Genomic DNA, 26,047 nt, shown 5'->3' with positions numbered 1-26,047 from the left:
TAGTTATGAAATTTAAGACTATAAAATATATCATTCCAATTTCTGTATTTATTTTGATGTTGAATTCTTGCGGTGTTATGAATAAAAAATATACTACACCAGATAATGAATTTGCAGAACACTACAGAGATACATTGGTTAAAGATACAATATCAATGGCTACAATGCCTTGGAAAGAAATTATTTCCGATAGTATTTTGCAAAATTTAATAGAAGAAGGCTTGCAAAATAACTTGGATTTAAAAGTTGCTATAGAAAATATAAATCAGGCTAAAGCTAGTTTGGTCGAAGCAAAATTAGCGGTTTTACCTAGTTTAAATGGAAGTGCGAGTGTAACACGATCTAAAACATCAGAGTCCGCATTAAATTTAGGAGGTGTAACAGGAATTAATTTAAACACCACATCTTATATAGGGCAATTAAGTAGTAGTTGGGAGTTAGATGTTTGGGGAAAGCTACGTAGTAATAAACGTTCGGTTCTGGCTTCTTTTTTAAAGACCGAAGCTGCCACTAAAGCCATACAAACACAGTTGATTTCAGATATTGCTACTGCATATTATAATCTGCTGACTCTAGATGAGCAATTAGAAATCACTAAAAAAACTTTAGAAAATAGAATTGGTGACCAAGAAACCATGAAATATTTAAAAGAATCTGCTGTGGTTGATGGTGCCGCAGTGGTACAAAGTGAAGCCAGTAGGTATGAAATAGAAACTTCTATACCAGATATAGAAATATCCATTTTAGAACAAGAAAATGCTTTGGCGATTTTGTTGGGCAGACTACCTGGCACTATAGAAAGAACATCTTTAAAAGAACAGGAGGCATACGCCGATTTAAAAATAGGAATACCATCTTCCTTGTTAAGAAACAGACCAGATATCCAAGAAGCAGAAATGGCTTTTAGAAGTGCATTTGAAAATGTAAATGTAGCAAAAACAAATTTTTATCCATCCTTGACCATTTCAGCAAGTGGCGGTTTGTCCTCATTAAATTTATCCGATTTTTTCGATAATTCTATTTTCTATAATTTAATAGATGGTTTAACACAGCCAATTTTTGCGAACGGAGCAAACAAGGCAACACTAAAAATAAATAAATCGGTTCAACAACAGTCCTTTTATGATTATAAGGCAGCCTGGTTAAATGCAGGTTCTGAAATTTCTAATGCCCTGTATTCGTACAACAAGACTAAGGAAAAACAAGCGTCGAGAGCACATCAAATAGCTGCTCTTGAAAAATCTGTAGAATTTACGGAAGCTTTACTAGAATATTCATCTAGCACCAATTATACTGATGTATTAACTACAAAAAACAGTTTATTATCGGCACAATTAGATAGTGTAGAAGATAAAAAAGACGAGTTGCAAGCTATCATAGAATTGTACCGAGCTCTTGGAGGAGGTTGGTTAAAATAATGTGTATTAGCATGTATAAAGTCTAATCTATAAAATTTCAGTATGTATATAGAAAACCTTTTAGTATGTTTTTTCTACAGATATTAACTTTAATTAAATCATTTAAATAATAATCATGAAACAATTTAAAATTACTGTTCTTGTTATTCTTTTTGGAACAATAACAATTCAGGCTCAAAAAGATAACAAAAATAACGTTGATCAGTTAATACAACAATCTTTCGAAGCCATGGGTGGCATTGATAATTGGAATAATACCCATTTTATACAATGGAATTTTGGTAAAAGGACACTTTATTGGAATAAATGGACTGGAGATGTTAGAATTGAAAATCCTGATGAAAAATTGACTCTTATAGTTAATATTAATTCAGGAAAAGGAAAAGCTTCACAAGATGGTACATTAGTTACAGATTCAGAAGAACTCAATAAGTTGCTTGAAAAGGGTAAGAAATGGTGGATTAATGATTCGTATTGGTTGATTATGCCTTGGAAATTAAAAGATGATGGTGTCCAAATAAAGTATTTACAAACAGAATTACTTCCAAACGGAAATTTAGCAGATGTGTTAGAAATGACATTTAAAAATGTAGGTGTAACTCCAAATAATAAATATCACATTTATATTGATCAAAAAGATCATCTGGTAAAACAGTGGGCTTTCTTTGGAAATTATAAAGATGAGGAACCTCGATTTACAAGGGCATGGGATAATTATCAAAAAGTAGGTAATGTTTTACTGTCATTTAATAGAAGTGGGGATAAAAGAGGTAACCCAACTAATGTAATAGTTAAAGGAGAAATAGCATCTGATACTTTTATAAAACTATAATTTAGAATTAAATACTATCAATTATTTTATATAGATAAATTGACAGTATCAAATGGTTTAATTAGGACCCTAAACCCCAATAAAAAAGTTAACAATTTAAAGGAAGTAAGTTATAATTACTTCCTTTTTTTTCTTGTATGATTGTCTTTTAAATTGAACATATTGATGTGTTTTATAGGGATAAAATAGATATTGAATCATACTTCTTTGATTTTGAACATCAATCTAGTAATTAGGCTACAGTAGAATCTGTTTTTAATAGAATAAACAAAGGATTTCTTTATAATATTTAGAGTGTTTTAACCGCTTTTTCTTCTGTGAAATAAAATAATAAAAATAAAAAACCAATATATGTAGCTTGTAAGCCTACAAGATCCCATTTTTGGGCAAAAGAACTACCAATGACTAAAACATTCATTAAGTTAAAAGCCTCAATTGATGCAAATTTTGAATACTTGTTTATAAAAACAAAACACCTATAGTCAATTCTATAAAAGGGATGCTATATGCTAAAGGAGTTACTAATAAAGTAGGTAATAATGGTATTTATAGTTGGAAAAGCTAGTAAATAAACTAAGCCTTGATTAAGTTTATGGTAATTTTTTGTTTAATTCTATCGATAAAATTATCCTTTTTATATAGTAAATCGTCTAAACCATCTATTCTGCTAAAAATAGAGCCTAATTAAATTTATCTTTGAAATAAAACTAAAACCCTAAAACCAATACAATGAAAAAACAAGTAGATATAGGTTTATTATTAATACGAATTGCTATTGCAGGTTTAATGCTGTTTCATGGAGTTGCTAAATTAGGACATCTTGATGGTATAATGCGCATGTTATCTAAAAATAGCTTACCAGAATTTATGGCTTATGGTGTGTATATAACCGAAATAATTGCTCCAATTTTAATGATTATAGGTTATAGAACAAGATTAGCATCTTTAGCTTTTTTCTTAGGAATGCTTTTTATCATTTTTCTTGCACATGCTAATGATATCTTTGTCATTACAGATAAAGGAGCACTTAAAATAGAATTAATTTTATTGTATACACTAGGTTCTATAGCTTTGTTTTTTACAGGAGCTGGTAAGTACGCAGTATCTAAATCCAATATTTGGGATTAATTAAAATGAAATAGAATGTATAGCAACAAAAAAATAACAATCCTTTTACATCTACTAGTATGGCTAACGCTATTTTGCTTGCCTTACTTGCTGTCTTATGGCCAAGATCAAGAAATGAGCAGAATTAAAGCGCACTTTTGGGTACCTTTAATCTTTTCGGCTGTAATCTTCTACTTTAATTATTTTGTACTAATAGATCGGTTTTTGTTTCCTAAAAAAATGCTGCAATTTATTATCATTAATGCAGTAATGATTACCTTTTTCTTATTTCTAAAAGAATATATAGAAGATAATTTTTTCAAAGAAATCGCTATAAAACGTCTTGAAAATACAGGTAGAACAGAGCCTCCATTTAAAATGGCTATCTACATACAAGTATTATCATATTTGGCACCTTTACTATTTTCAATTGCTTTAAAAACAACACAACGTTGGGTAAAAACAGAAGCTGAACGTAAAGAAGCTGCAAACATCAAATTACAATTCGAATTACAGCATTTACACTATCAACTGCAACCGCATTTCTTTTTTAATTCTTTAAATAATATCTATGCTATGGTAGATCTTTCTCCAGATCAGGCAAAAACGTCTATACATAGTTTAAGTAAGTTAATGCGTTATATGTTATATGAAACCAATGTAGAAACCATTCTTTTATCAAAAGAAATCGATTTTATGAAGCGCTACATTGAACTGATGAAGCTTCGTGTATCAGACAAAACAGTGGTAACGTACAGTTTTCCTGAAAAAGAAACAGGAGTAAAAATAGCACCTTTACTATTTATATCGCTGATAGAAAATGCTTTTAAACATGGTGTATCAGCTTCTAAAACAAGCGAGATTAATATACAAATGACCTATGCTAATAACACGGTTTTATTTTCAATAGAAAACAATAATTTTCCGAAGAAAACAGACGATAAAAGTGGTTCTGGTATTGGACTTCAAAACCTTGAAAAACGTTTAGAATTATTATACCCTAACAAATTCAATTTTAAAACAATCTTAAAAAATGATCGTTTTTTAGTGACTTTAGAAATAGAAACCAACTAAACCGATCATATAATCATTAAAATAAAACAAATGAAAAACTCACTTTTAACTATTTGTTTTGTACTCCTAAGTATTCCTCTGTTTGCGCATGAAGGCGGACATGGTACACCTTTAAAACAATGGGAATTAGCAACGAATCATGAAATAGTAAATGCTAATTTTATCAAATTGCAGCATGATGACGTTTATTTACTGGATGCGCATCATGCTGTTCAGGTTTATAAAATTTCGGACTTTACAGTAGCAGATCAAAACTATATTAAAGCTAAAAGTGTATCTATTCAGGCTTTAAATAATCATCACACAGCTTCAGAATCTCAAAAAGTATTTAATTCTAGTTGGTGGTTACTTGTTTTAGGGCTCTTTCTTTTAGGCTTTTCTGTTTATAAATTAATAAAACAGAAAAAAGCCATGCACTTCACTTACGGTATTTTAGGTGTAACTATTATTGCAATTGTATCTTGTAAAAATACTAACAATACTACAACAAGTACGCTTCAAGTCCCTTCGCATGCGGTTTCTGTAATGCAAAGCTTTTTTGAAAAATTTGAAGGTGTTACTACACATGCAGACAGTACTTATTTGTACATATCCTCTAATGGTTTACCAAATCATGATATGATGGTTGGTATAAGCAATTGGCAACAGCAAGTTCCTATTCATCAAAATTATACAGGCCCTAATAGTTGGGCTATTCCTATACATCCAAAAATGGCAGAAGAACCCTTGTCTACAAAAACCAATTTGCTAAAAGGTGCCATTGCTGTAGCAGTAAACGGAATTCCTATTTTTAATCCTTTAAATAATAGAGGAGAAGATGCAAATGCTATTGGTGAATTAGATGATTGGGGAGGACATTGTGGACGTGCAGATGATTATCATTACCATTTACCTCCATTACATTTACAAGATCAAGTGGGTCAAGGAAATCCTGTGGCTTATGCTGTAGATGGTTTTCCGGTATATGGAGAAACAACAGAGTCCTTAGATGAATACTTAGGAAAAACAAACCCTGATGGATCTTACCAATACCACACCATTAAAGAATATCCTTATTTTATTGCAGGTATGAGAGGTGAAGTACAGTTAGACCCGAAAACTAAAGCGCCAGAAAATCAAGTGTATCCACAACCAAGAACACAAGAATTAAGACCTGCACTAAGACCCTTACGTGGTGCTGAAATTATCGATTTTAAATCTTTGGGAGAAAATGCCTATCAATTAACCTATCGCTTAGAAGGGAAAGAATATGTCATTAATTACAGTTGGGATAGTACAGGAAATTACACTTATCAATTTATAAATCCGGATGGTACAGCAACCGTTGAAACCTATAAAGCAAAAGAAAAATGAAACAAGCAAAAATTTTAGTATTTATCCTTTTTCTTTCTTTTATAGCTTGTAAAAACAAGAATACTGTGCTTACAACAGTAAATCATGATGATTTTAAAACCATTCATCCAGATTTTAAACTCACAAGTGTTGCTGTAGAAAATGGAGTATTATTAGAAGCGTATAAATGTGAAGAAAAGATCAAGGACGTGGAAAATTCCATACCACTGTCTTGGGAAAATGTACCTAATGGCACGAAATCTTTAGCGATTGTCATGTACCATTATCCTAAAAAGGAAGATAAGAGTGAGATAAATTCCTACTTGTTATTATGGAATATTGATCCTGAAGTAACAGAAATACCATATAATATGGCTTCTCAAGGCAATTGGTTTATGGGAGCAAATAAAGATGGTACAGCAATATCTTATACATCACCTTGTTCTCGTGGAAAAGGAAAACACGAATACACTATAGCACTTTATGCTTTGGCAGAAACACCAGCCTCATTACCTAAAGAAAACAGTTTAGACGTAGATTATAATGTGTTTATGAATGCCTTAAATACTGTAAAAATTGTTGATAGAACCACATTAACCTTTGTAGATACCAATTAAAAAAAAGAAAAAAATGATACAAATAAAGCCTAGCACACTCCTCGTTATTTTTTCTTGTTTTACACTATTAACTTGTAAAAACGCTAAAAAAACGACACCTGAAAAAACAAAAACATATAAAGGTACAGCTTCTGTATCTCAAGGACCTGCAACGGTCTTAACGCAAAATATTTATGACTGCGATAGAGGTAGAAAAGCACCTATAGGAACTTCAACATCTACAGATGGTAGCACATGGACTGTTCCTGCAGAAGTTAATTTTACGGATGATCGTTTTCCGATGGCATCCGATTTATTTAACCCTTGTACCAAAATAGAATATACCTCTGCAGATGAAGCTTTAGCAGCTTTAGATGGAAGTGATATTGTAGAAGTAGATGCAGATGGTGAACTTATTACAGCCTTTATATTTGCAGATAATTATTTTGAAATGTACATCAACGGCATTCCTGTAGGAAAAGACAATGTGCCTTTTACGCAATTCAATTCTAATATTGTTCGCTTTAAAGTTCAAAAACCTTTTACTATAGCTATGAAATTAGTGGATTGGGAAGAAAATAGTGGTTTAGGTTCTGAAGCGAATAGAGGACAAGCATTTCATCCTGGAGATGGAGGTATGGTCGCTGTTTTTAAAGATACTGAAGGAGAAATAATTGCTACAACAAACTCCGAATGGAAAGCGCAAACCTTTTATACAGCACCTTTAAGAGACTTATCTTGTGCTACAGAAGAAGGAACTTTAAGATTAAGTACCTCTTGCAGTACCGAAGATTCTAACGATGGTACAGCGTACTACGCTTTACATTGGAAAACACCTTTAAACTGGCAATCTGCAGAATTTAATGATACTCAATGGCCTAGCGCAACCGAGTACACAAATAAAACTATTGGTGTAGATAATAAACCTGCATATACCAATTTTATAGATATCTTTGATAACAGCAAAGCCGATGCAAAATTTATATGGTCTACCAATGTTATTTTAGATAATGAAGTTTTGGTAAGATATACGGTAAACTAAATTTTAATCGTTTTAAAGCTACCCTGTTTTAATATATAAATTTAACTTATGAGTAACTTAAAAATATCATGTGTTATTGTTGATGATGAACCTATGGCACTTAATTTAGTAGAAAGCTATGTAGAAAAAACTCCTTTTTTATCTTTAAAAAAGAAGTGTAGTAGTGCTATTGAAGCGATGGAGTTTATAAAAGATCAACCGGTTGATTTACTTTTTCTAGATATACAAATGCCAGATTTAACTGGTATTGAATTTTCTAAAATGTTACCTAAAGAAACACGTGTTATTTTTACAACAGCTTTTGATCATTATGCTTTAGAAGGGTTTAAAGTAGAAGCCATAGATTATTTATTAAAGCCTTTTGATTATGCCGAGTTTTTAGCTGCAGCTAATAAAGCAAATACCTGGTTTGAGCTAGTAAGAGGTAAAAGAAAAAGTATTCTTTCGGAAGAAAAAGAATTCCTTTTTGTAAAATCAGAATACAAGCAATTACGTGTTAAATTAGCAGATGTTCTATATTTTGAAGGACTTAAAGACTATATTAAAATATGGCTAAAAGATAATCCAAAGCCTATTTTAACACTAATGAGTTTAAAATCTTTAGAAGAAGAATTGCCAGACACACAATTTATGCGTGTGCATCGATCTTTTATTGTTTCCTTACATAATATTGATGTTATAGAGCGTAGTCAAATTATCATTAATGAGCAACGCATAACGGTTTCAGAACAATACAAGCCAAAATTTTTAGAGTTTATAAATAATAATTCGCTTTAAAATCATTTCGTCTATAAAAATAACCTTTTTATAGATAAATTTATAGTATAAGTATATTGCTGCATCTAATAAATAAAGGGAATCTTATTTTTGTACGAAAATTATAATAAAACAAATACAAATTATGAAAAAAGTAGTACTTACCATAGCAATTACCATAGGTTTATTTAGTTGTGATAGTGTAAAAAATGTAAACACTTCATCAGTATCTCAAGCAGCAACATTATTAAGTTCTTTAAGTTCAAACTCTACAGTGCAACAAATTTCTACACTATTTAGTTTACTAGATAACAACAATGATGAAGCTATTAGTTCTTCTGAAGCTATAGGTTCTGTTGCAGATAATTTTAATGTACTAGATACAGACAGCAATTCTAGCTTAAATTTAACAGAATTAACAGGTTTATTAGGGTTATTAAAATAACATAGTATACCTTAAGTTTTTAAAAGCATACCTTAAACGTATGCTTTTTTTATGCTTTGTAATTAAATATTAAAAAAACTAATCTATACAATTACATAATTGGTAGATACAATTCCCTTACATATCTATTTCTATTTTTTTTAAAATTTAATACTTCTACTTTTAAACTATCACAATTAAACAGAGTCTTAATTGTGAAAGAGAAATGTTGAACCCTTTTAATTATAAAATTATGAAAGCATTTATAAAAACATTCGTTTTACCAGTGGTATGTATTGTGGCTATTTCAACAACAGCTACAGCGCAATCTAAACGTAATACTAAAACAAAAACAGTTGTAACAACTAAAACAACAAAAAAAACAACATTAAATAATAGAATACCTAAATCTAAAGTTACTTATAAAAAACCTACTAAAAAGGTGGTTTCTGTAAGAAGCGTACCAAATAAAACGGTTATTAAGCACAATGGACAAAGCTATTACTATGCTAATAATAAGTTTTATACACAGTCAAGTGGTCGTTATATTGTTATAGCACCAAAGGTTGGATTTAGAATAAAAGTATTACCTACACATTACAAACGAATAGCGTATAGAAATGGTTTTTATTTTAATGTAGACGGTATATTTTATACACAAATAAACAATGAATATGAAGTAGTAGATCCTGAAATAGGAACTATTGTTTATGAATTACCTGAGGATTACGAAAAAGTAACTATAGACAACCAAACGTATTATGAATACGCTAATGTTTTATATGAAAAAGTACAAGTAGATGGTACTAGAGCATATGAAGTAGTAGGTATTATAGATTTTGATTAATTTAGTTTGATTAATAGCAGGAAAGGAGGGTAATTGTATAGTTATCCTCTTTTTTATTTTAGCGACATTACATCAATTAGAATATAAAATTAAAAAGACTCCAAGCATTATACCTGCTAACGGAATTAATTTTTTACGCTTATTTTGCTCTTTAAATACTAAACCACCAATTACCACAGCTATAAGTATCTGACTTCGTTTAATAGCAGATAATAACATGATTAAAGCGTCTGGATCTTGTAATGCTTTAAAGTAAAAATAATCTGCAGCTTGTAGCAAAACACCAACAGCAATTATAGACCATCTAAAGGTGAAATCTTTACGTTTTTCGGCAAAAGGAAACCAAGTTATAGATAATATAAATAGCAATAATAGTATGGTGTATAAACAGAACCAAAACTGTAAGGTTTGCGGATTTAAGCCCAAATTCTGAATTAAAAACTTATCATACAAACCACTAGAAGCTCCTAAAAAAGTAGCGCCTATAATAGCAAATATCCATTTATTTTTCTTAAAATTAATCCCTTCTTTTTTACCAATTTTAGAGTAGAGTAGTACCGAAAAGATTATTAAGAAAAAACCAATCCATTGGTACAAATTAGGACTTTCTTTATAAATAATAATAGCACCAATAAACGTAAAAAATGGTCCAGCAGAACGTATTGGCGTTACAATAGTTATTGGCAAGTGTTTTAAAGCTTGATAGGCTAAAACCCATGAACTAGCCATAATAACCGATTTTATAAATATAAAACCATGTGTTTGCCAAGAAATTTCTTGAAACTCATAACCGTTTTCTACAGCATATTCTGGAAAAAAAACAGATAATAAATAAAAGGTAGCTACAAATAAAAATCCACTAGAAACCGTACCTAAAAGCACAGGAAATACCGAATTGCCTTGAACGGCATGTTTTTTACATAAGTTATGTAATCCTAAAAATAAAGCGGCTAAAAGCCCTAAATACATCCACATGGCGCGAATATAGTTTTTTAAGGCATTTGGATTTAGAATTTATGCATAAAAAATTAGAATACACTGTTAGGTGTATTCTAATTTTAAAAAACGCTATTAATTTATATCAAGGATATTTAGCTATAAAAGCATATAAAAAAGGAACATTAAAATAATGTAACCTTTATTAAGTGTGTTTAATTGGCATCAAACCAAAAATCAATAGTGGCATTCTCGCTTCTTGAACCTGCATCTTGTCCGCCTTGACGACCCATTCCGCCACCTCTGTTTCCGCCTCCTCGACGTCCACCACGACCACCACCACTTCGCATGCCTTGGCTTTGACCTTCATTTCTTGATTTATTAAAATTCCCTTCCTTTTTATTGGTAACAACACCTATAGATAGTTTAGAAAAATCAGTGTTTTCTTTAGAAGCTATTCTATATTTTGGAATTTTAATTGAAAATTCAAAGATTTCATTGGATGCTGTATACTTGTTTTCAATAGTAATATCTAAACTATTTAAATCTTTATTAAAGGTTTGTTTGTCATCAAAAGAATTATATTCTGCCTCTGCTGGTAATTTTTCAATCTTACTTTCAAAGTCAATAGTTGTTATATCACTATTTCTTTGTCCTTCTTGTCTAAACTGTCCTGGTTCATTACTATATGGATACTTTACATAAACATCTTTTTTCTTCTTTCCCTTAATATCATAATAAATAGTAAGCCCATTTTTAAGTATGGACATAGCAGTCTTTTTTTCTACAGTACTTAAGTTTACATACACATAGTTGTCATCTTGACTAACTTTATATAAAACACTTTCATTAGTTACTTGCGTAGTGTCAGCAACAAAAATTCTGTTATTTGAAGCGTAAAAATGAAAGCTAGAAAGGGTTAAGAATGCAATTATTAAATGTTTCATGTGTTGTAAATATTAATTTTTTAGAATGGTCTATTTCTATTTTAGTATGCTATATAGACCCTTAAAATCTAAAAAGGTTTAATGCCTTAAAAAATAAATCTAGTTCTTACGCAAGAAAAAATGAAGATTCGCTTTTACATAAAAAACAAACTATAACAAGCACAAGCAGCAAGTAAAAAGGAGGTAATCTTATTTAAAAGTATGCCTTTGCTCTTGTGTAACAGAAGCGTTTAGCAATTGATTAAAAGTTTTTATATTATTGAAATTTTGAGTAATTGCCTTAGAAACAGCAATACCAGAAACTCCTGTTTTTAAAATAGAACTAACGTCTTCTATGGTTATTTCTCCAAACCCAAGAATAGGAATTGGCGTTTTTAATACATCTGTAATTGCAGTGTAACCGCTTACACCTAATGCAGTAGGTAGATGATTGGCAGTTGTTTCTTTTTTAAAAGGTCCTAAACTAATGTAGTCAATCTCTTGGTCTAATAGTTTTTCGCAATCGCTTAAGGTATGCGCTACAGCACCTATACTTTGCCAAGTGTATAGATTTTTTCTAACTACAGTAGGAGAGGTGTCTGTTTTTTCTAAATATACACCATCTGCTTTTATCTCTTTAGCCACTTTATAATAAGAACCAATGACTAATCTTGTTTGGTAATGCGATGTGATTTTAATGGCTTCTTTAGCTACTTTTAGCACCTTTTTTTCTGAAGTATTTTCCATACGTAACAATACCAATTCTATACCAGAAGTACATGCCTTTTGTATGTTTTCTAAAAGTTCTTTAGTGGTGTTACCTTGTACTATATAATGTAATTTAGGTATAATCATGGCTTTGGTTTTATCTTTACTTAGGTGTGTTTGATACAAGGCTTTCTAAAGCGTAATACAATCTATTTTGTGCGTTTTTTTGCGAACCAAAAATAGAACGAAACAGCTCGCCTTTTTCAGAAATTAATAGCCATTGTGGAGTTCCTTCTGCTTGAAATTGATCAAAAACTTTATGGTGTTTATCGATATAAATAGGAAACGGATTTTCACCACTTGTAAAAATAGCTTTTATAGTTTCTTTTGTGCCTTCTCTATGTACAAAATCGGAATGAATACCAGCTACCTGAAGACTTGGATATTGTTGTTGAAACTCATAAGCCAACGGAATTGCTCTACCTGTACAACCTAAGCAGTCGTTATTATAAATTAAAAGCAATAGCACCTTGTTTTTATATCGCGTCATTAAATCTACAGCATGACCATCTAAATCTAAAACAGGTATGGATTGCACAAGAGTATTCATCTATTTATTGGGCGTGTTTTTATTTGTATGTACAAATTTAGGGATTTAATACCATGCGCAGTTTATTTAAAAGTTTATTATTCCATAAATGTAATACGTTATGTAACTTTGCTTTTATTATTGGATTAAAACTTCACCAATAGCACACATATCTTGTGATTTATGAAAGCAAAAAAAGTAACCTATTCTATATTAGATCTTGCATTAGTTTCTGCAGGACATACACTAAAACAAACATTTAATAATGTTCTTGAATTAGCACAACAAGCCGAAACATTTGGTTATACACGCTATTGGTTAGCAGAACACCATAATTCTTCTAATATTGCGAGTAGTGCAACCTCTGTTTTAATTGGCTACGTAGCACAAGGTACGCAAAGTATTCGTGTAGGTTCTGGTGGTGTAATGCTACCTAATCATTCGCCATTAATTATAGCAGAACAGTTTGGTACTTTGGCTTCTTTATATCCTAACCGAATTGATTTAGGTTTAGGAAGAGCGCCAGGAACAGACCGAGAAACTGCAGAAGCCATACGTAGTGACTTTATGCAAGCAGCACATTCTTTTCCTAACGAAATAGAAAAAATAGAAAACTATTTTGCTGCAGAAAACACAACAGCAAAAGTGCGTGCTACAGTAGCAGAAGGAGTAGAGGTACCTCTTTATATTTTAGGGTCTAGTACAGATAGCGCTCATTTAGCAGCAAAAAAAGGCTTGCCTTATGCATTTGCTAGTCATTTTGCTACCACGCATTTATTTAATGCTTTAGCAATTTATAGAAAAGAGTTTCAAGCTTCTGAAGTATTGCAAAAACCCTATGTAATGGTAGGAGTAAATATTATAATTGCAGATACAGATGAAGAAGCAGAACGTTTATATACTTCTTTAATACGAATGATTATTGGGTTATTTACTGGTAAACGTGATAAGGTACAACCTCCAACAGCAATGACAGCAGATTTAAAACAAGTAATACAAAATCCGCAAGTACATCAAATGCTAAAATATGCTTTTATAGGAAGCAAAGCCACTGTAAAAAAACAGGTGAAAACATTTATAGAAGAAACCAATGCAGATGAGCTTATTGCTGTTACTAATATTTATGATATAAAAGATAGAATAAAATCGTATCAGTTATTTGCAGAGATTATGGCTGAACTTAATCAAGTGCAATGATTAAATTTTTAAAGTAGATTTAGTAACTAAAAGTATTGTAAACATGCTTTTAGTGAATCTATTATATTTTGTATACCAATTTAATTTTTCTGAAAAGTTAAATAGTCTGTTCCTCCATTTCCTCCGCTAACATCCATTAATTCTATTTTAGTTGTTGATTGTGAGAGAATATCCCAATCATCATTCAATTCTTCAAAATCATTAGTTAAATTAAAATAGATATTAAAATCTAAATCACTGTTGCTGTTACTACTACTGCTACTATTAGTAATACTCCAAATACCATCATAACTAATGCTTCCGTTATCAGCAGTTAAAACACCAGAACTATTAAACGTAAATTGATAACCTGTAAAATGGTAGGTTTCATCTGTGCCTGAATCTATAAAACTTGTTATTCTCCAGGTTCCAGATTGTACATTATTTTGTAGTTGATTTTGAGTAGTAGTGTTTGAAGTATCGTCATCATCTGAAGAACATGATGTTATAAAAAAGAATACTCCTAAAAATAAAATAGAACGATATAAAAATTGTTTAGCTTTCATAATTATATAGTGTATCAATTAAACAAAATGTAGATTTTATTGCTAACTATAATATATTAAAAATAGTTTAGCTAACCTAGAAGTTGTTTAATTAGTATAATAAACTATATTTTTAATCTGCTATACACTAGGTGTTTGTAGCTTTCTCCTATTGCTATTCTTTCGTCTTTAATAATGATTCTATTCTTTTGTATAGAGGTAATTTTATTAACGTTTACAATATAAGATCGATGTACTCTAATAAAGGTGTTTTCAGGTAGTTTAGACTGAATTTCTTTAAAACTCATGAGTGTTAATATAGGTTTAGAGTTTTCAGAATGAATTTTTAAATAATCTTTTAAACCTTGTATATATATAATTTCCTTTATATCAATTTTTAAATTTTCATATTCAGATTTTACAAAAATAAAATCATCTTCCTGTGTGGTACTTTCACCTCCTGCAGAAGAAAAATTAACAAAGGTATTGGTCTCGTTAAGCTTAATCATTTCTTTAACTCTATTCACTGCTTTTATAAAACGCGGAAACGGAATAGGTTTTACTAAATAATCTGCAGCATTTAAATCAAAACCTTCTAAGGCATATTGCGGATATGCAGTAGTAAAAATAAAGTATGGTACTTTTACCTCTAAGGCTTTTATAAGCTCAATACCAGAAATATTAGGCATTTCAATATCAGAAAATACCAAATCTATTCTATTGTTATTAATAAAGTCTAAAGCTTCAATAGCATTTGTAAATGTAGCAATCAACTCTATGCCACCAATGGCTTTGCAATAAGATTCTATAATATCAATAGCTAAAGGTTCGTCATCAATTATTATGCATTTCATCTTCCTTTAAGTTTAAGGTTAAAAGAACTCTGTAATGGCTTTTGTCTTCCATTATAGTTAGTTCATGATTGTCTTTATAGAGATAATTAAGTTGGTTCTTTATGTTTTGTAATCCTACTCCAGAATTTTTTTCATCTCTTTTATGAAGTCCTATAATATTTTCAACTTTAAAAATTAATTTATCGTTGTTTACTTCAATTTTAATATCAATTCTGGTATTTCCTTTATAATCGGTACCATATTTAAAGGCATTTTCAATAAAGGATATTAATAGTAAAGGGTGTATTTTTAATTTTTTTGTTTCTCCTATTAGTTTCAGTTTTACGGCTTCGGTATTTTTAAAGCGTAACTTTTGTAGTGCAATATAATTTTGAATATAATTTATTTCCTTTTCTAAAAGCACTTGTTCATTTCCTACTTCATATAACATGTAGCGCATTAATTCTGATAAAGTAATTACAGCTTCTGGAGCATCATCTGATTTGCTACGTACTAAAGAGTAAATACTATTTAAAGAATTAAATAAAAAATGAGGGTTTAATTGATTTCTTAAAAACTTTAATTTTATATCTTTTTGTTTGTTTTCTAGTTCTTTAGAAAGGTGTTCTCTTTTGTAAAAATTAACGACCAAGCTAAAAATACCTCCCAATAAAAATAGGGATAAAGAAAACATTACTGGAATAATATGTCTAATACGAAATGGTCGTCCTGGCATATTTTCAGGTCTATTCATGTTTCTAAACTGTAACTCTGCAGTATTAATGAGGAGTTCTTCGGTTACATAATTATATAACACTAAAAATAGAATAGAAACTAAGATGTATAAACCTAACTTTCGTTTAAGTAAAAAATAAGGAACAAATATTAAATAATTTACATAAAAAACAATAGGTCTTAAAGCTTGCCTTAAATACATTCCTGAAGGAATTTCTCCTAAATCTATGTATGCAGTAAGTAATGGAAATATACTAAGACAAACCCATACCAAGGTGTGTATAATAATTTCTTTATATGCTATTTTACTTTTCAAGCTTTTATACGTTTAAACATTAATTTACTGAAAACTAATGTTATTGGTTGTCAATTCTGCAACGGTTATTACAGGAAGTGTTTTATTAGAAAGTTTGTTAATTACAACTTGTCCTACCTTTTCTGCATCTTCTTTCGTTTTAAATACTTGTTTTCCTTTTACTGCAGGAATGTATTCTTGACGAATATATAATTGCTCTTGGTTATATACCTCATAAATCCAAGAATTTTCTTTTTCAATAAGCTTTAAACTATAAGCTGTATTTGTTTCTTTTACATTATCAACAGCATTATTTACCGATTGAAAATATAAAAATAGTATAGTAATAATGGATATTGCAGAAAAAACAGCAATGTATTTATATATATTTTTCATAACATTTAAATTAAAAAAAGAGCCAGAAGTATAACAGGATTACTAGTATACCCTGACTCTTAATTAGCGCATTACGCGACATCAAACTAAACCAATTTTTTAATTGTCATCATCATCTTGCTCTGCATTAGGGAAAAACTCCATACAGTCATCAAGGTATAAAGTACCATTTCTTCCTAAAGCTACAAAAGCACGCTCACCATTACCAAAGGCAATAGCATCTCTTCTTGCATAAAGTTCAAATTCTGTTTTTTCTTCCCATTCTTCATCTAAAGGATCAAACTCATAAACAGTATTAATACTAGAACCAAATTCACCACAAGCAATATATCCTTTACCATTAATAGTAAAAGCTACAGCACTAGATCTAAATAAGTAATAATTATCATCATCATCTTCATCAATATCTTCTAATTGTGTCCACACTTCAGTATCTAAATTAAATACCCAAAAATCTTCTTCATACACACCATTACTAATTCCTGTTGCTAAATACACATCATTATTAATGGTAAAGGTAATAGCATCTTTTCTTTTATCTCCTCCAAATCCTATAGATTCTTCCCAAGTATCTGTTACAGGATCATATCTCCAGAAGTCTTTTTTATCACTTCCATCATAACCTGTACCTACATAACCATAAGTATCAGACCCAAAACCAACAGCTCCATAACGTGCAGTACCAGCAAAATCTGAAATTTGAGACCAAGTATTTGCTCCCTCGTTATATTTATAGAAATCAGATAATTCTTGACTAGTATCTCCATTATATCCTGTACCTATATATCCTTCATTATTAATAACAAAAGATACTGCAGAACTACGAGCTATACCTGGTAAATCTGCTAATTGTTGCCAAGAGTTGGTGTCCATGTTATAGCTCCAAAAATCGTTGTAATAATCATCACCATCATACCCAGTTCCCATGTAACCAAGGTTTCCTAAGGTAAAGGCTGTAGAACTACTTCTTGCTTCTTCATTAAATGTTGATTTTTTTACCCAGTTACCAACGCTGTCATCACTATCATCGTCGTTACCACAACTAAAAAAGAGTACAGATATGGTACTTAAACACAAAAATCTTAAGGTTGTTTTGTTAATCATTTTTTTCATTTCACTTTTTATTTATATTAAAACTTAATCCTACACTTACAGATAATGATTCCGAAGAATCAAAATTGTAAATTTCATTATTACTATTATTATTTATTGTTAACGTACTATTGGTTAAATAACCTACATTAAAAGAGGTTGTCCAGTTTTTATCAAAACGAAGTTGGTAACCTAATGCTAATTTTATGGCTTGAAATTCTAGCTTAGAATCATATACTGCTGTTGTATCTTCTAAAAATAATGGAGCAGCATTATTTGCATATATAGATTCTGGTTGTGCTGTAAAATCGATACTTGATTGCTTATTTATAGTGTAATAAGCTCCTGTAACAGGAATACCTATTTGGTATCTAAATTTTTCGCTTACCTGATTAGAGTAGGTAACCAGTGGATAAAAATTAGGAGCACCAAATAAAGCGCCATAACCAGCACCTATTTTTAAGTACGATTCTTTACCATCTTTTTGCCAGTTTTTAATAAAATGAGCGGCAGAACTAAGTAAAAAATCTTCACTAGTTACTTTTTTATTAAATGTAGAAGAAAGGTAAGGCGCTATTTCTAGGCTAACTTTCCAATTGTTTGCCAAAGCTTTATTGTAATTCATATACATTTGTATGGTATGAATCTCTCTAAAAGATCTAAAAGCAGATTGTAAATCAGGACCTTTAAAATCAATACTATTATTAGTATAATTAAGTCCAAAACCAAAAGTGGGCTTCTTTAATAAGGAAGTAAAATCTATAGCAATAGATTTATTCTTCATTTTAAAACCACTTGCATCTGGAAAATATTCATATTCTATAGCAACCAAATCTTCTACATTAGTAGTAGTGAAAATTTCTTGCCCATAAGAGAGAATAGAAACCAAACTAAAGGTGAAATAAAGAAGTGTCTTTTTACGCATTACGGTATTATTTATAATATAGAATGCTAACATACTACGTCAAGCCTTTACTATACTTATAAAATATACCTATCCTTTTTTTTTGTAGACCAACAGGAGATTTTAATCTATAAACTTAGTAGTGCAGTTTTATAGTATAAATTACCTGCTTTGTAGATAAATACTTGGCATAAGTATATTATACTTTTTATTAGCTCTAAAGCGTAGTTGATTTGTGCAAATACTTATAAGCACATGTTAAAAACACCATTTTATTTAATAACCTTATTAACGGTTTTAATATTTGTAATCTCATGTTCTTCTGAAGAAGAAACACTTTTAGCTGGAAAAGATTTTACAGACACTGATATTAGAGTACTATCTATTGATACTTTTTCAGTACAACTATCTACTATTAAATTTGATTCTATTACAACTTCTACAGAAGAAAGGTTATTAATAGGACAATACGAAGATGTAGATATGGGAGTTATAAATACAGCATCGTACTTTCAACTTAGTCCGTCAACATATACCTTAAATAATGATGCTGTTTTAGATAGCGTAGGATTAATACTTGGTTATGATACGTATTTCTACAATGATACTACACAGGTTTCAACCATTAATATTCATAAGCTTACAGACAAATTACGAACAGACGACACCTATTTTTATAATACATCCTCTTTTGGTTATGAAGACACGCCTTTAGCTACAGAAACTTATCAGGCAACTCCTAATAAAGATTCGGTTTATGTAACACTACCTTTTACTTTTGGAGAAGAACTTTTTAATGGTATTAGAGATAATAATATTACAGATGATGAATCTTTATACCAACAATTAAAAGGGTTAACTGTTCAGCCAGGAGAAAATGATAACAGTGCAATTATTGGTTTTTCTACTAGTAGTGAAGAGACGTATCTTCGATTTTTCTATAGTATGCCAGACGAATTAGAAAGTGAAGAATACACCTATGATATATCTATTAACACCTATTTTAATCATATAGATAGTGATGCCTCTGGCTTGCCGCAAGAGGTTTTAACAGATCAAGAATACAATCTCTATTCTCCAGATAGTTATAACATGAGCTATAATCAGGCAGGAACTGGTTATGTAACCAAAATTGAGTTTCCTAGTATAAAAAACATTAGTGATATTGGTGCAGGTGGTACCATATTAGAAGCAACCTTATATATAGAGCTTAATGCAGATTCTTATTCAGATATTCAACCTTTAAGTGAAGAACTATTACTGTACACCTTAGATCAAAATAATGACTTTGCTAGTCAAGTAGCAAATAGTATTGATGTGGTAACCGCATCACTTAGTAGTGAGGAATCTGAATTTAACCACGTACTATACAACGTTCCCGTTATAGATTTTATAGATCAAAAATTAAGCGAAAGTCCAGAAACAGAAGATGCGCTTATTTTAATTCCTGAAAACTATAATAATACAGTGAATAAAATAATATTTAACGATAGTGAAAAATCTAATTATAACACCAAATTAATAATAACCTATGCATTATATGAATAAATCTAAATACTTAATAGTTTTAGCAATGGTGTGTAGTCTATTTGGATATGCACAAACTAATAACCTTACAAGTTCCCCTTATTCGCTATTTGGTTTAGGAGTAGAAAGTAATTCTAACACAGGTAGAAGTAGTGGTTTAGGTAAAACAGGAATTTCTCTAGATGCAAGTGGAGGAGTAAACCTTTATAATCCTGCTTCGTTTGTAACCTTAAAAGAAAATGAGTTTGTTCTTGATTTTGGTGGTTCTGCAGAATTAATAGATCTTTCTGTAGGTAACTTAAACGAGCAAAGCACTACCACTACATTTACTAATATTTCTTTAGGATTTAATTACAACGGCAAATATGGTATGGGTTTAACCTTAAAACCTGCTACTACTGTTGGGTATTCTTTAATAGGTTTACAAAGTAATATTGAAGGTAGTGATGAAGAGTTTATAACCAATATTGAAGGTTCTGGTGGTTTAAATGAATTGCGATTAGACTACGGAAGAAAAATGAATAACAATTTAAACCTTGGTATTAAAACCTCTTATTTATTTGGAAAAATTACAGAAAGCGAAAGTATTAACACCTCAGATAGTTATTTAAATATTTCTGAAAAAAACTATTATAGTGGTTTTCAAATAGGATTAGGACTACAATACAAACTTTTAAAAAAGCATAACTTAGGGTTTACATTAGATTTTCCTACAGTTTTAAAAGGCTCAAAAGATGTTACCATTGGTAAGTATTCTAATTTTGCATACGCTGTATTAGAACAAACAACAGGTGAAGATATTGATGATTTTTACCTTCCTTTAAAATTAGGATTTGGATATAGTGCCTATTTTAAAAACCTACTATTAACAGCAGATTACAATAAAAAATTCTGGTCTGCTACCAACCAAGAAGATGCCTTAGGAGATTATGTAGATCAAAATATTTTTAGCTTAGGAGCTTCGTATACGATAAACCCAAAAAGTCAAAAATATTTCAATCGTGTAAACTATAGATTTGGTTTAAACTATAATACAGGATATTTAAAAGTAGAGGATAAAAACATAGACTCTTATGCAGCATCTATAGGTTTTGGCTTGCCACTAGGTAAAAGATCCCTTATAAATATTTCTTATTCACTAGAAAAGAAAGGTACCACAGAAAGTATATTAATAGAAGAGTATATTAACACCTTAAACATTAATATCTCTTTATCCGATTTATGGTTCCAAAAACCGAAATACGATTAATATTACCAATGTTTTCTTGCTCCTAAAAACTATTAATACCAAGAACGCATAGAAAAATGTTTAATACGCAAGTATTAAGCATTTTTTTGTTTTATACATAATACAGAATGCATACAAAACAACAATAGGTAAATAACAGCATGTGCATGTCATTTTTCTTAAAATAAATCTATTTAAACATAAAGGTTATTTTAAAAATATTTAACAAATATGTTGTATATTTAATTGAAAATCAGACTTATGCCTTTATTTTTAGATTTACATCACCTTCCAGAAGGAATTACAGCTGCACATGTAGCAGAAATGCATCAGGCTGATTTAGATATAGAACACAAATATAATTGTCGAGGATTAACCTATTGGTGTGATGAAGTAAGAAAAACAGCCTTTTGTTTAGTTGAAGCACCAAATAAACAGGCGCTTATAGATTTACATGAAAATGCGCATGGAGCAATTCCTACACGAATTATTGAGGTTAATGATACCATAGTCGAATCCTTTTTAGGTCGTATTGAAGATCCTGAAAAATCAAAAAATGTAAAACTTAATATTATTAACGATCCTGCTTTTAGAGCTTTAATGGTTGTAAAACTAAAAACAAAAACCTTAAGAACTAAAGACTTTCATCTTTTAAAAGCGGCTGTTAGAGGCTATACAACATCTATAAAAGTATTAACAGCTAAGTATAACGGACGCATAGCTAAACAGGAAGCAAACACCTTTATAGTTTCTTTTGATTCTGTTACAAACGCTGTGCATTGCGCTATGCAAATTCTAGATACACACCATAATGTGATCACGCCTGACTTAGAATTTAAAATAGGAATTAGTGCAGGAGTACCAGTTACTAATAAGGATAGCATTTTTGAAGACACCATAAACGCTGCAAATTATTTAAGCGATATAATTAAAGGAGATTTTTCAATTTCTTCTGTTGTTAAGGATCTGTACGAAGGAGAAAACCAAAATAAGCCTATAACAAAAGCATCTATTCATGTTTTAAATACCAAAGAAGAGGATTTTATGTCCCTTTTAATGGATTATATAGAACGCGTATGGACACAACCAACCATAAAAGTTATTGATTTTGAAGAAAATTTAGGATACAGTAAATCCAAACTCTACAGAACCATGATGCATTTAGTAGGTAAATCTCCTAATGTTTTTTTAAAAGATTATCGCTTAGAAAAAGCCTTGCTGTTACTTGAAAAACAACATAATAATATATCAGAAATAGCGTATCGTACTGGTTTTACTAGTCCTGCTTATTTTTCAAAATGTTTCCAAAAAAAATATGGCATTTTACCTTCAAACTTCACTATAAACACCTAATAACCTGCTTCATAAATAATTATATGTAACAAATAAACAACACAAGATGAAAACAAAATTTTCTTTAATCGTATTTATCTGCACAATCACACTTAATTGTTTTTCGCAATCAGACAAAAAAGAAAACACGGTTCATTTTAATATTAAAGGAACTGGTAGTCCTGTAGTAGTATTTGAATCTGGACTAGGCGAAATACTAAAAGGTTGGGAACAAATACAAGACAGTATTTCAAAAATCACCACTACAGTAAGTTATGATAGACTTGGCTTGGGCGAATCTTCTACAACGGAAAAACCTAGAACTATAGATAATCTTGCCAATGAATTAAAAGATTTGCTTGAGGATAATAAAATAGAAGGACCTTATATTTTAGTTGGCCACTCGTATGGTGGTTTTATCATTCGAAAATTTCAAGATGTATATCCTGAAAAAGTACTAGGATTAGTTTTTATAGACCCATCACACGAAAATTTAATGGACAGAATATTAGCAACCAAAACAGAGGCAGAAGCAGATGGAATGACCAAAGGATTAAATGGGTTTTATGCAACGAAACCAATAGGTATTCAAAATGAATTTAATGAAATTCCTAATACGGAAAAGCTAATGAGAACAATAGATTTCCCTATAAATATACCAATTACACTACTTGCTTCTTTTCAAATTCCGCCACCACCATTTAAACCTGAAGATATAGAAATTAAGAAAGAATTATTTAATAATTGGGTTCAAGATAAGCCAAAAGCAAAACTGATAAGCACAGTTAAAAGCGGACATTACATACACTATTCAGAACCAATATTGGTAATTAACGCTATAATAGAGATGATTAAAAATGTAAAGCAACAATAAAAATAATGTCTTACAATCTGTATCCTAAATTGCTGGTTACTTGCCAGGTGTAAGCGTCTGCTGAATTTTTCTTTCTCAAGTTCCTTTTTTATAAATTAGTTTATTAGCATGCATAAGACCTTTATAAATACATTCGTATTGGTCTAAAAGTCTTTTTATTTGGTCTAAATGTAGATTTACAGAAGATTCTTCTGTTCTACTTTTGTTAAGAACGAAATAATGAAGACTACATTCGCCTTACTATTACGTATCCTTCTTGCAGTACATAGCATTCACTATTAGCATTCTCTTTATAAAAAAACGTTCTGCAAGAAGAAAACAAAACCTAGGTAAACAACTACAAGTAAAGGTTTTAGTCGATTTGTTTAAATAATAACTTTAAAACTATTTAAAATGAAAAATTCTGTAAACAAAATCGCTCCCAATATCCTAGAAACTTTTAAAACACAATTTAAAGGCAAGCTTGTTTTTCCTTCAGATGTTAATTATAACGACACACGTAAAGTGTACAATGGCATGATAGATAAACGTCCAGGATTATTTGCTGTCTGCCAAGATGCTGAGGATGTACAGGCTGCTGTAAATTTTGGTAGAAACAACAATATATTAGTTGCCATCAGAGGAGGAGGACACAATGGTGCAGGTTTAGGGTTGTGTAATGATGGTTTGGTCATTGATTTATCTGCAATTAAGTTTGTAAACGTAAACACTACAAATAATACCGTAAAAGTTGGTGGTGGTAATATCTGGAATGAAGTAGATACAGCAACACATGAGTATGGTTTAGCAATTCCGTCAGGAATGGTATCTAGTACAGGAGTTGGTGGATTAACACTTGGTGGTGGTGTTGGTTATTTAACTAGAAAATATGGTCTTACCATTGATAATTTATTAGAAGCAGAAATGGTCTTGGCAGATGGTTCTTTTGTAACTGTGAATGCTAATAATAATACCGATTTATTTTGGGCAATTCGTGGTGGTGGCGGAAATTTTGGCGTGGTTACTTCATTTACATTTCAAGCACATCCTGTTAAAATGCTAATGGGAGGACCTACATTATGGCCAATAGAAAGAGTAGAAGAAATTATGGCTTGGTATGATACCTTTATTCAAGACGTTACCGAAGATTTAAATGGGTTTATAACAACTATGGTAATTCCAGAGTCTCCATTTCCTGAAACCTTACACAATAAAAAATTCTGTGGTATTGTTTGGTGTTATGTTGGTGATCCTGATAAATTTGAAAGTATTTTTAAACCTGTTTTAAACCTTAATCCTGTTTTTGCGCACGTTGGCAACATGCCTTATCCTGCATTACAAACTATGTTTGATGGTTTCTTTCCTGCAGGTTTACAATGGTATTGGCGAGCAGATTTCTTTAATGCATTAACACCAGAAATAACAGCCCAACATTTAAAATTTGGTTCTAAAATACCAACCGTACTATCTCAAATGCATTTATATCCAATTACTGGAGCAGCAAGTAGAGTTGGAGCAGAAGACACACCTTGGGCCTACAGAGATGCAAAATATGCTGGTGTGTATGTTGGTGTAGATCCAGATCCTGAAAATGCCTCTACAATTACCAATTGGTGTAAATCTTATTATGATGCTTTACATCCTTACTCCGCAGGTGGAGCCTATTCTAATTTTTTAATGGAAGAAGGTCAAGAAAGAGTAAAAGCCAGTTACAAACATAACTACAATAGATTGGTTAAAATTAAAGCGACCTATGATCCTGAAAACCTATTTAGAGTAAATCAGAATATTAAACCTTAACTAAATTTCTGAATTATTATTCTCTAAGCTGCAATCGCTACAAGTAATATCTTTGGTTTTAAGTGCTTTTATACTCCAATTGTATCTACTAGCAAAAGTCTTCCTACTTATGTTAAATCCCCACAAATAAACTTCTTTAATCGCTGCAATTCTATACTACAAACGAATTGTATTTATTACTGCAATTGTGTTGCAATAGTGTAAATTAATAGTATCTTTGCATTCCTAATACAAAAAACAGGTTTTAAATTACAGTATAATTTAAATGAATAACAAACAAATAAAACATAGTATTACCTATTTTTTCATAGTACTTTTTCTTTCTATGAAAATGGTAGGTTTGCATGCATTAACTCATGAAGAAAATGATGAGCATGCTATACATTGTAATATTTGTGATCATACTATTACTAGTAATTTATATCCTTCTATTGTACCAGATGCACAAGAATGTACTCTAGTGCATACAGATTTGTTTTTTAACAAAGAGGTTATAAAACAATATCGTTTTACATACACAAACAATATTGCTACCAATAGGTTATTCTGTAGACCTCCACCTTTTTCACTATAACACTTGCTATACATTTTCAATGGTATAAGCTATAATTGCTTCAGTAAAAGTATACTTACCTAAGTGTCTTCTTATATTTTATAATAAGCACTTACAGGTTAGTAATAAGCAGTTTATAATGGCTAAAAGCTAATGTATAGAATTTATTAAAGTCTCTCAAAAAAAGTATT

At 30.5% G+C, this 26,047-nt stretch carries 27 protein-coding genes; 17 read left to right on the top strand and 10 right to left on the bottom strand.

Going from position 1 to position 26,047, the window contains the following annotated elements; translation table 11 throughout:
• Positions 1 to 5: 5 nt before the first annotated feature.
• The 10 genes from ACFSSB_RS03965 (at position 6) to ACFSSB_RS03920 (ending at position 9,428) form a co-directional block, all read left to right on the top strand.
• A complete protein-coding gene (locus tag ACFSSB_RS03965) occupies positions 6 to 1,418 on the top strand; it encodes an efflux transporter outer membrane subunit (protein ID WP_379901198.1) in 1,413 nt (470 codons plus the stop codon).
• A 115-nt stretch (positions 1,419 to 1,533) separates the two neighbouring features.
• A complete protein-coding gene (locus ACFSSB_RS03960) occupies positions 1,534 to 2,250 on the top strand; it encodes a hypothetical protein (protein ID WP_379901196.1) in 717 nt (238 codons plus the stop codon).
• Between the two features lie 729 nt (positions 2,251 to 2,979).
• Positions 2,980 to 3,378, top strand: a complete 399-nt coding sequence (locus ACFSSB_RS03955) for a DoxX family protein (protein WP_379901194.1) — start codon at positions 2,980 to 2,982, stop codon at positions 3,376 to 3,378.
• 15 nt (positions 3,379 to 3,393) lie between these two features.
• Positions 3,394 to 4,431: a sensor histidine kinase gene (locus tag ACFSSB_RS03950; protein ID WP_379901192.1), complete on the top strand. Its 1,038-nt coding sequence runs from the start codon at positions 3,394 to 3,396 to the stop codon at positions 4,429 to 4,431.
• Between the two features lie 30 nt (positions 4,432 to 4,461).
• On the top strand, positions 4,462 to 5,784 hold the full coding sequence (locus ACFSSB_RS03945) for a YHYH protein (protein WP_379901190.1): 1,323 nt from the start codon (positions 4,462 to 4,464) through the stop codon (positions 5,782 to 5,784).
• Positions 5,781 to 6,380 (top strand): YbhB/YbcL family Raf kinase inhibitor-like protein, encoded by a 600-nt coding sequence (locus ACFSSB_RS03940; RefSeq protein ID WP_379901188.1) that lies wholly within the window; start codon positions 5,781 to 5,783, stop codon positions 6,378 to 6,380. Before ACFSSB_RS03945 ends, ACFSSB_RS03940 begins: the two co-directional genes overlap by 4 nt.
• 13 nt (positions 6,381 to 6,393) lie before the next feature.
• On the top strand, positions 6,394 to 7,401 hold the full coding sequence (locus tag ACFSSB_RS03935) for a hypothetical protein (protein WP_379901186.1): 1,008 nt from the start codon (positions 6,394 to 6,396) through the stop codon (positions 7,399 to 7,401).
• A 48-nt stretch (positions 7,402 to 7,449) separates the two neighbouring features.
• The gene (locus tag ACFSSB_RS03930; protein ID WP_379901184.1) at positions 7,450 to 8,178 is read left to right on the top strand and encodes a LytR/AlgR family response regulator transcription factor; all 729 of its coding nucleotides are present in this window, start codon (positions 7,450 to 7,452) and stop codon (positions 8,176 to 8,178) included.
• 124 nt (positions 8,179 to 8,302) lie between these two features.
• Positions 8,303 to 8,602, top strand: a complete 300-nt coding sequence (locus ACFSSB_RS03925; protein WP_379901182.1) for a hypothetical protein — start codon at positions 8,303 to 8,305, stop codon at positions 8,600 to 8,602.
• 232 nt (positions 8,603 to 8,834) lie between these two features.
• Complete coding sequence (locus ACFSSB_RS03920; RefSeq protein ID WP_379901180.1) at positions 8,835 to 9,428, top strand: DUF6515 family protein; 594 nt, start codon at positions 8,835 to 8,837, stop codon at positions 9,426 to 9,428.
• A gap of 72 nt (positions 9,429 to 9,500) precedes the next feature.
• On the opposite strand, the gene ACFSSB_RS03915 is transcribed toward ACFSSB_RS03920, so the two are convergent.
• The 4 genes from ACFSSB_RS03915 to ACFSSB_RS03900 form a co-directional block, all read right to left on the bottom strand.
• Positions 9,501 to 10,403 carry an EamA family transporter gene (locus ACFSSB_RS03915; protein WP_379901178.1) on the bottom strand — a complete coding sequence of 301 codons (903 nt, stop codon included), beginning with the start codon at positions 10,401 to 10,403 and terminating at the stop codon, positions 9,501 to 9,503.
• Between the two features lie 176 nt (positions 10,404 to 10,579).
• Positions 10,580 to 11,311 (bottom strand): hypothetical protein, encoded by a 732-nt coding sequence (locus ACFSSB_RS03910; RefSeq protein WP_379901176.1) that lies wholly within the window; start codon positions 11,309 to 11,311, stop codon positions 10,580 to 10,582.
• Between the two features lie 189 nt (positions 11,312 to 11,500).
• Complete coding sequence (locus tag ACFSSB_RS03905; RefSeq protein WP_379901174.1) at positions 11,501 to 12,145, bottom strand: thiamine phosphate synthase; 645 nt, start codon at positions 12,143 to 12,145, stop codon at positions 11,501 to 11,503.
• 16 nt (positions 12,146 to 12,161) lie between these two features.
• Positions 12,162 to 12,608, bottom strand: a complete 447-nt coding sequence (locus tag ACFSSB_RS03900) for a TlpA family protein disulfide reductase (RefSeq protein ID WP_379901172.1) — start codon at positions 12,606 to 12,608, stop codon at positions 12,162 to 12,164.
• Positions 12,609 to 12,770: 162 nt separating this feature from the next.
• On the opposite strand from ACFSSB_RS03900, the gene ACFSSB_RS03895 reads away from it, so the two are divergent.
• Entirely contained in the window at positions 12,771 to 13,784 is a 1,014-nt protein-coding gene (locus tag ACFSSB_RS03895; RefSeq protein ID WP_379901170.1) for an LLM class flavin-dependent oxidoreductase, read from the top strand.
• An 80-nt stretch (positions 13,785 to 13,864) separates the two neighbouring features.
• Here the strand turns inward: ACFSSB_RS03895 and ACFSSB_RS03890 are convergent, their stop codons facing one another.
• The 6 genes from ACFSSB_RS03890 to ACFSSB_RS03865 all read right to left on the bottom strand — a co-directional run bounded on the left by ACFSSB_RS03890 (position 13,865) and on the right by ACFSSB_RS03865 (position 18,584).
• On the bottom strand, positions 13,865 to 14,329 hold the full coding sequence (locus ACFSSB_RS03890) for a hypothetical protein (RefSeq protein WP_379901168.1): 465 nt from the start codon (positions 14,327 to 14,329) through the stop codon (positions 13,865 to 13,867).
• A gap of 104 nt (positions 14,330 to 14,433) precedes the next feature.
• Complete coding sequence (locus tag ACFSSB_RS03885) at positions 14,434 to 15,162, bottom strand: LytR/AlgR family response regulator transcription factor (RefSeq protein ID WP_379901166.1); 729 nt, start codon at positions 15,160 to 15,162, stop codon at positions 14,434 to 14,436.
• A complete protein-coding gene (locus ACFSSB_RS03880; protein WP_379901164.1) occupies positions 15,143 to 16,192 on the bottom strand; it encodes a sensor histidine kinase in 1,050 nt (349 codons plus the stop codon). The genes ACFSSB_RS03885 and ACFSSB_RS03880 overlap by 20 nt, the downstream gene beginning before the upstream one ends.
• Before the next feature lie 24 nt (positions 16,193 to 16,216).
• Positions 16,217 to 16,567: a DUF4907 domain-containing protein gene (locus ACFSSB_RS03875; protein WP_379901162.1), complete on the bottom strand. Its 351-nt coding sequence runs from the start codon at positions 16,565 to 16,567 to the stop codon at positions 16,217 to 16,219.
• A 99-nt stretch (positions 16,568 to 16,666) separates the two neighbouring features.
• The gene (locus ACFSSB_RS03870; protein ID WP_379901160.1) at positions 16,667 to 17,671 is read right to left on the bottom strand and encodes a Kelch repeat-containing protein; all 1,005 of its coding nucleotides are present in this window, start codon (positions 17,669 to 17,671) and stop codon (positions 16,667 to 16,669) included.
• Positions 17,672 to 17,681: 10 nt separating this feature from the next.
• Positions 17,682 to 18,584, bottom strand: coding sequence for a DUF6268 family outer membrane beta-barrel protein (locus tag ACFSSB_RS03865; protein WP_379901158.1), 903 nt, complete (start codon positions 18,582 to 18,584; stop codon positions 17,682 to 17,684).
• Between the two features lie 234 nt (positions 18,585 to 18,818).
• On the opposite strand from ACFSSB_RS03865, the gene ACFSSB_RS03860 reads away from it, so the two are divergent.
• From ACFSSB_RS03860 to ACFSSB_RS03835, 6 genes are all read left to right on the top strand, one after another.
• Positions 18,819 to 20,111 (top strand): hypothetical protein, encoded by a 1,293-nt coding sequence (locus tag ACFSSB_RS03860; RefSeq protein WP_379901156.1) that lies wholly within the window; start codon positions 18,819 to 18,821, stop codon positions 20,109 to 20,111.
• Positions 20,104 to 21,339 (top strand): hypothetical protein, encoded by a 1,236-nt coding sequence (locus ACFSSB_RS03855; protein WP_379901154.1) that lies wholly within the window; start codon positions 20,104 to 20,106, stop codon positions 21,337 to 21,339. Before ACFSSB_RS03860 ends, ACFSSB_RS03855 begins: the two co-directional genes overlap by 8 nt.
• Before the next feature lie 240 nt (positions 21,340 to 21,579).
• The gene (locus tag ACFSSB_RS03850; protein WP_379901152.1) at positions 21,580 to 22,671 is read left to right on the top strand and encodes a nickel-binding protein; all 1,092 of its coding nucleotides are present in this window, start codon (positions 21,580 to 21,582) and stop codon (positions 22,669 to 22,671) included.
• Positions 22,672 to 22,717: 46 nt separating this feature from the next.
• The gene (locus ACFSSB_RS03845) at positions 22,718 to 23,524 is read left to right on the top strand and encodes an alpha/beta fold hydrolase (RefSeq protein WP_379901150.1); all 807 of its coding nucleotides are present in this window, start codon (positions 22,718 to 22,720) and stop codon (positions 23,522 to 23,524) included.
• A 393-nt stretch (positions 23,525 to 23,917) separates the two neighbouring features.
• A complete protein-coding gene (locus ACFSSB_RS03840) occupies positions 23,918 to 25,303 on the top strand; it encodes an FAD-binding oxidoreductase (protein ID WP_379901148.1) in 1,386 nt (461 codons plus the stop codon).
• Between the two features lie 265 nt (positions 25,304 to 25,568).
• Positions 25,569 to 25,877 carry a hypothetical protein gene (locus ACFSSB_RS03835; RefSeq protein WP_379901146.1) on the top strand — a complete coding sequence of 103 codons (309 nt, stop codon included), beginning with the start codon at positions 25,569 to 25,571 and terminating at the stop codon, positions 25,875 to 25,877.
• The last annotated feature ends 170 nt before the right edge of the window (positions 25,878 to 26,047 follow it).

The sequence above is a fragment of the Lacinutrix gracilariae genome (assembly GCF_042684485.1).
GTDB classification, from domain to species: domain Bacteria; phylum Bacteroidota; class Bacteroidia; order Flavobacteriales; family Flavobacteriaceae; genus Oceanihabitans; species Oceanihabitans gracilariae.
The sequence above is the reverse complement of the archived record's forward strand: the minus strand, read 5'-3'. Positions and strand labels throughout refer to the sequence as shown.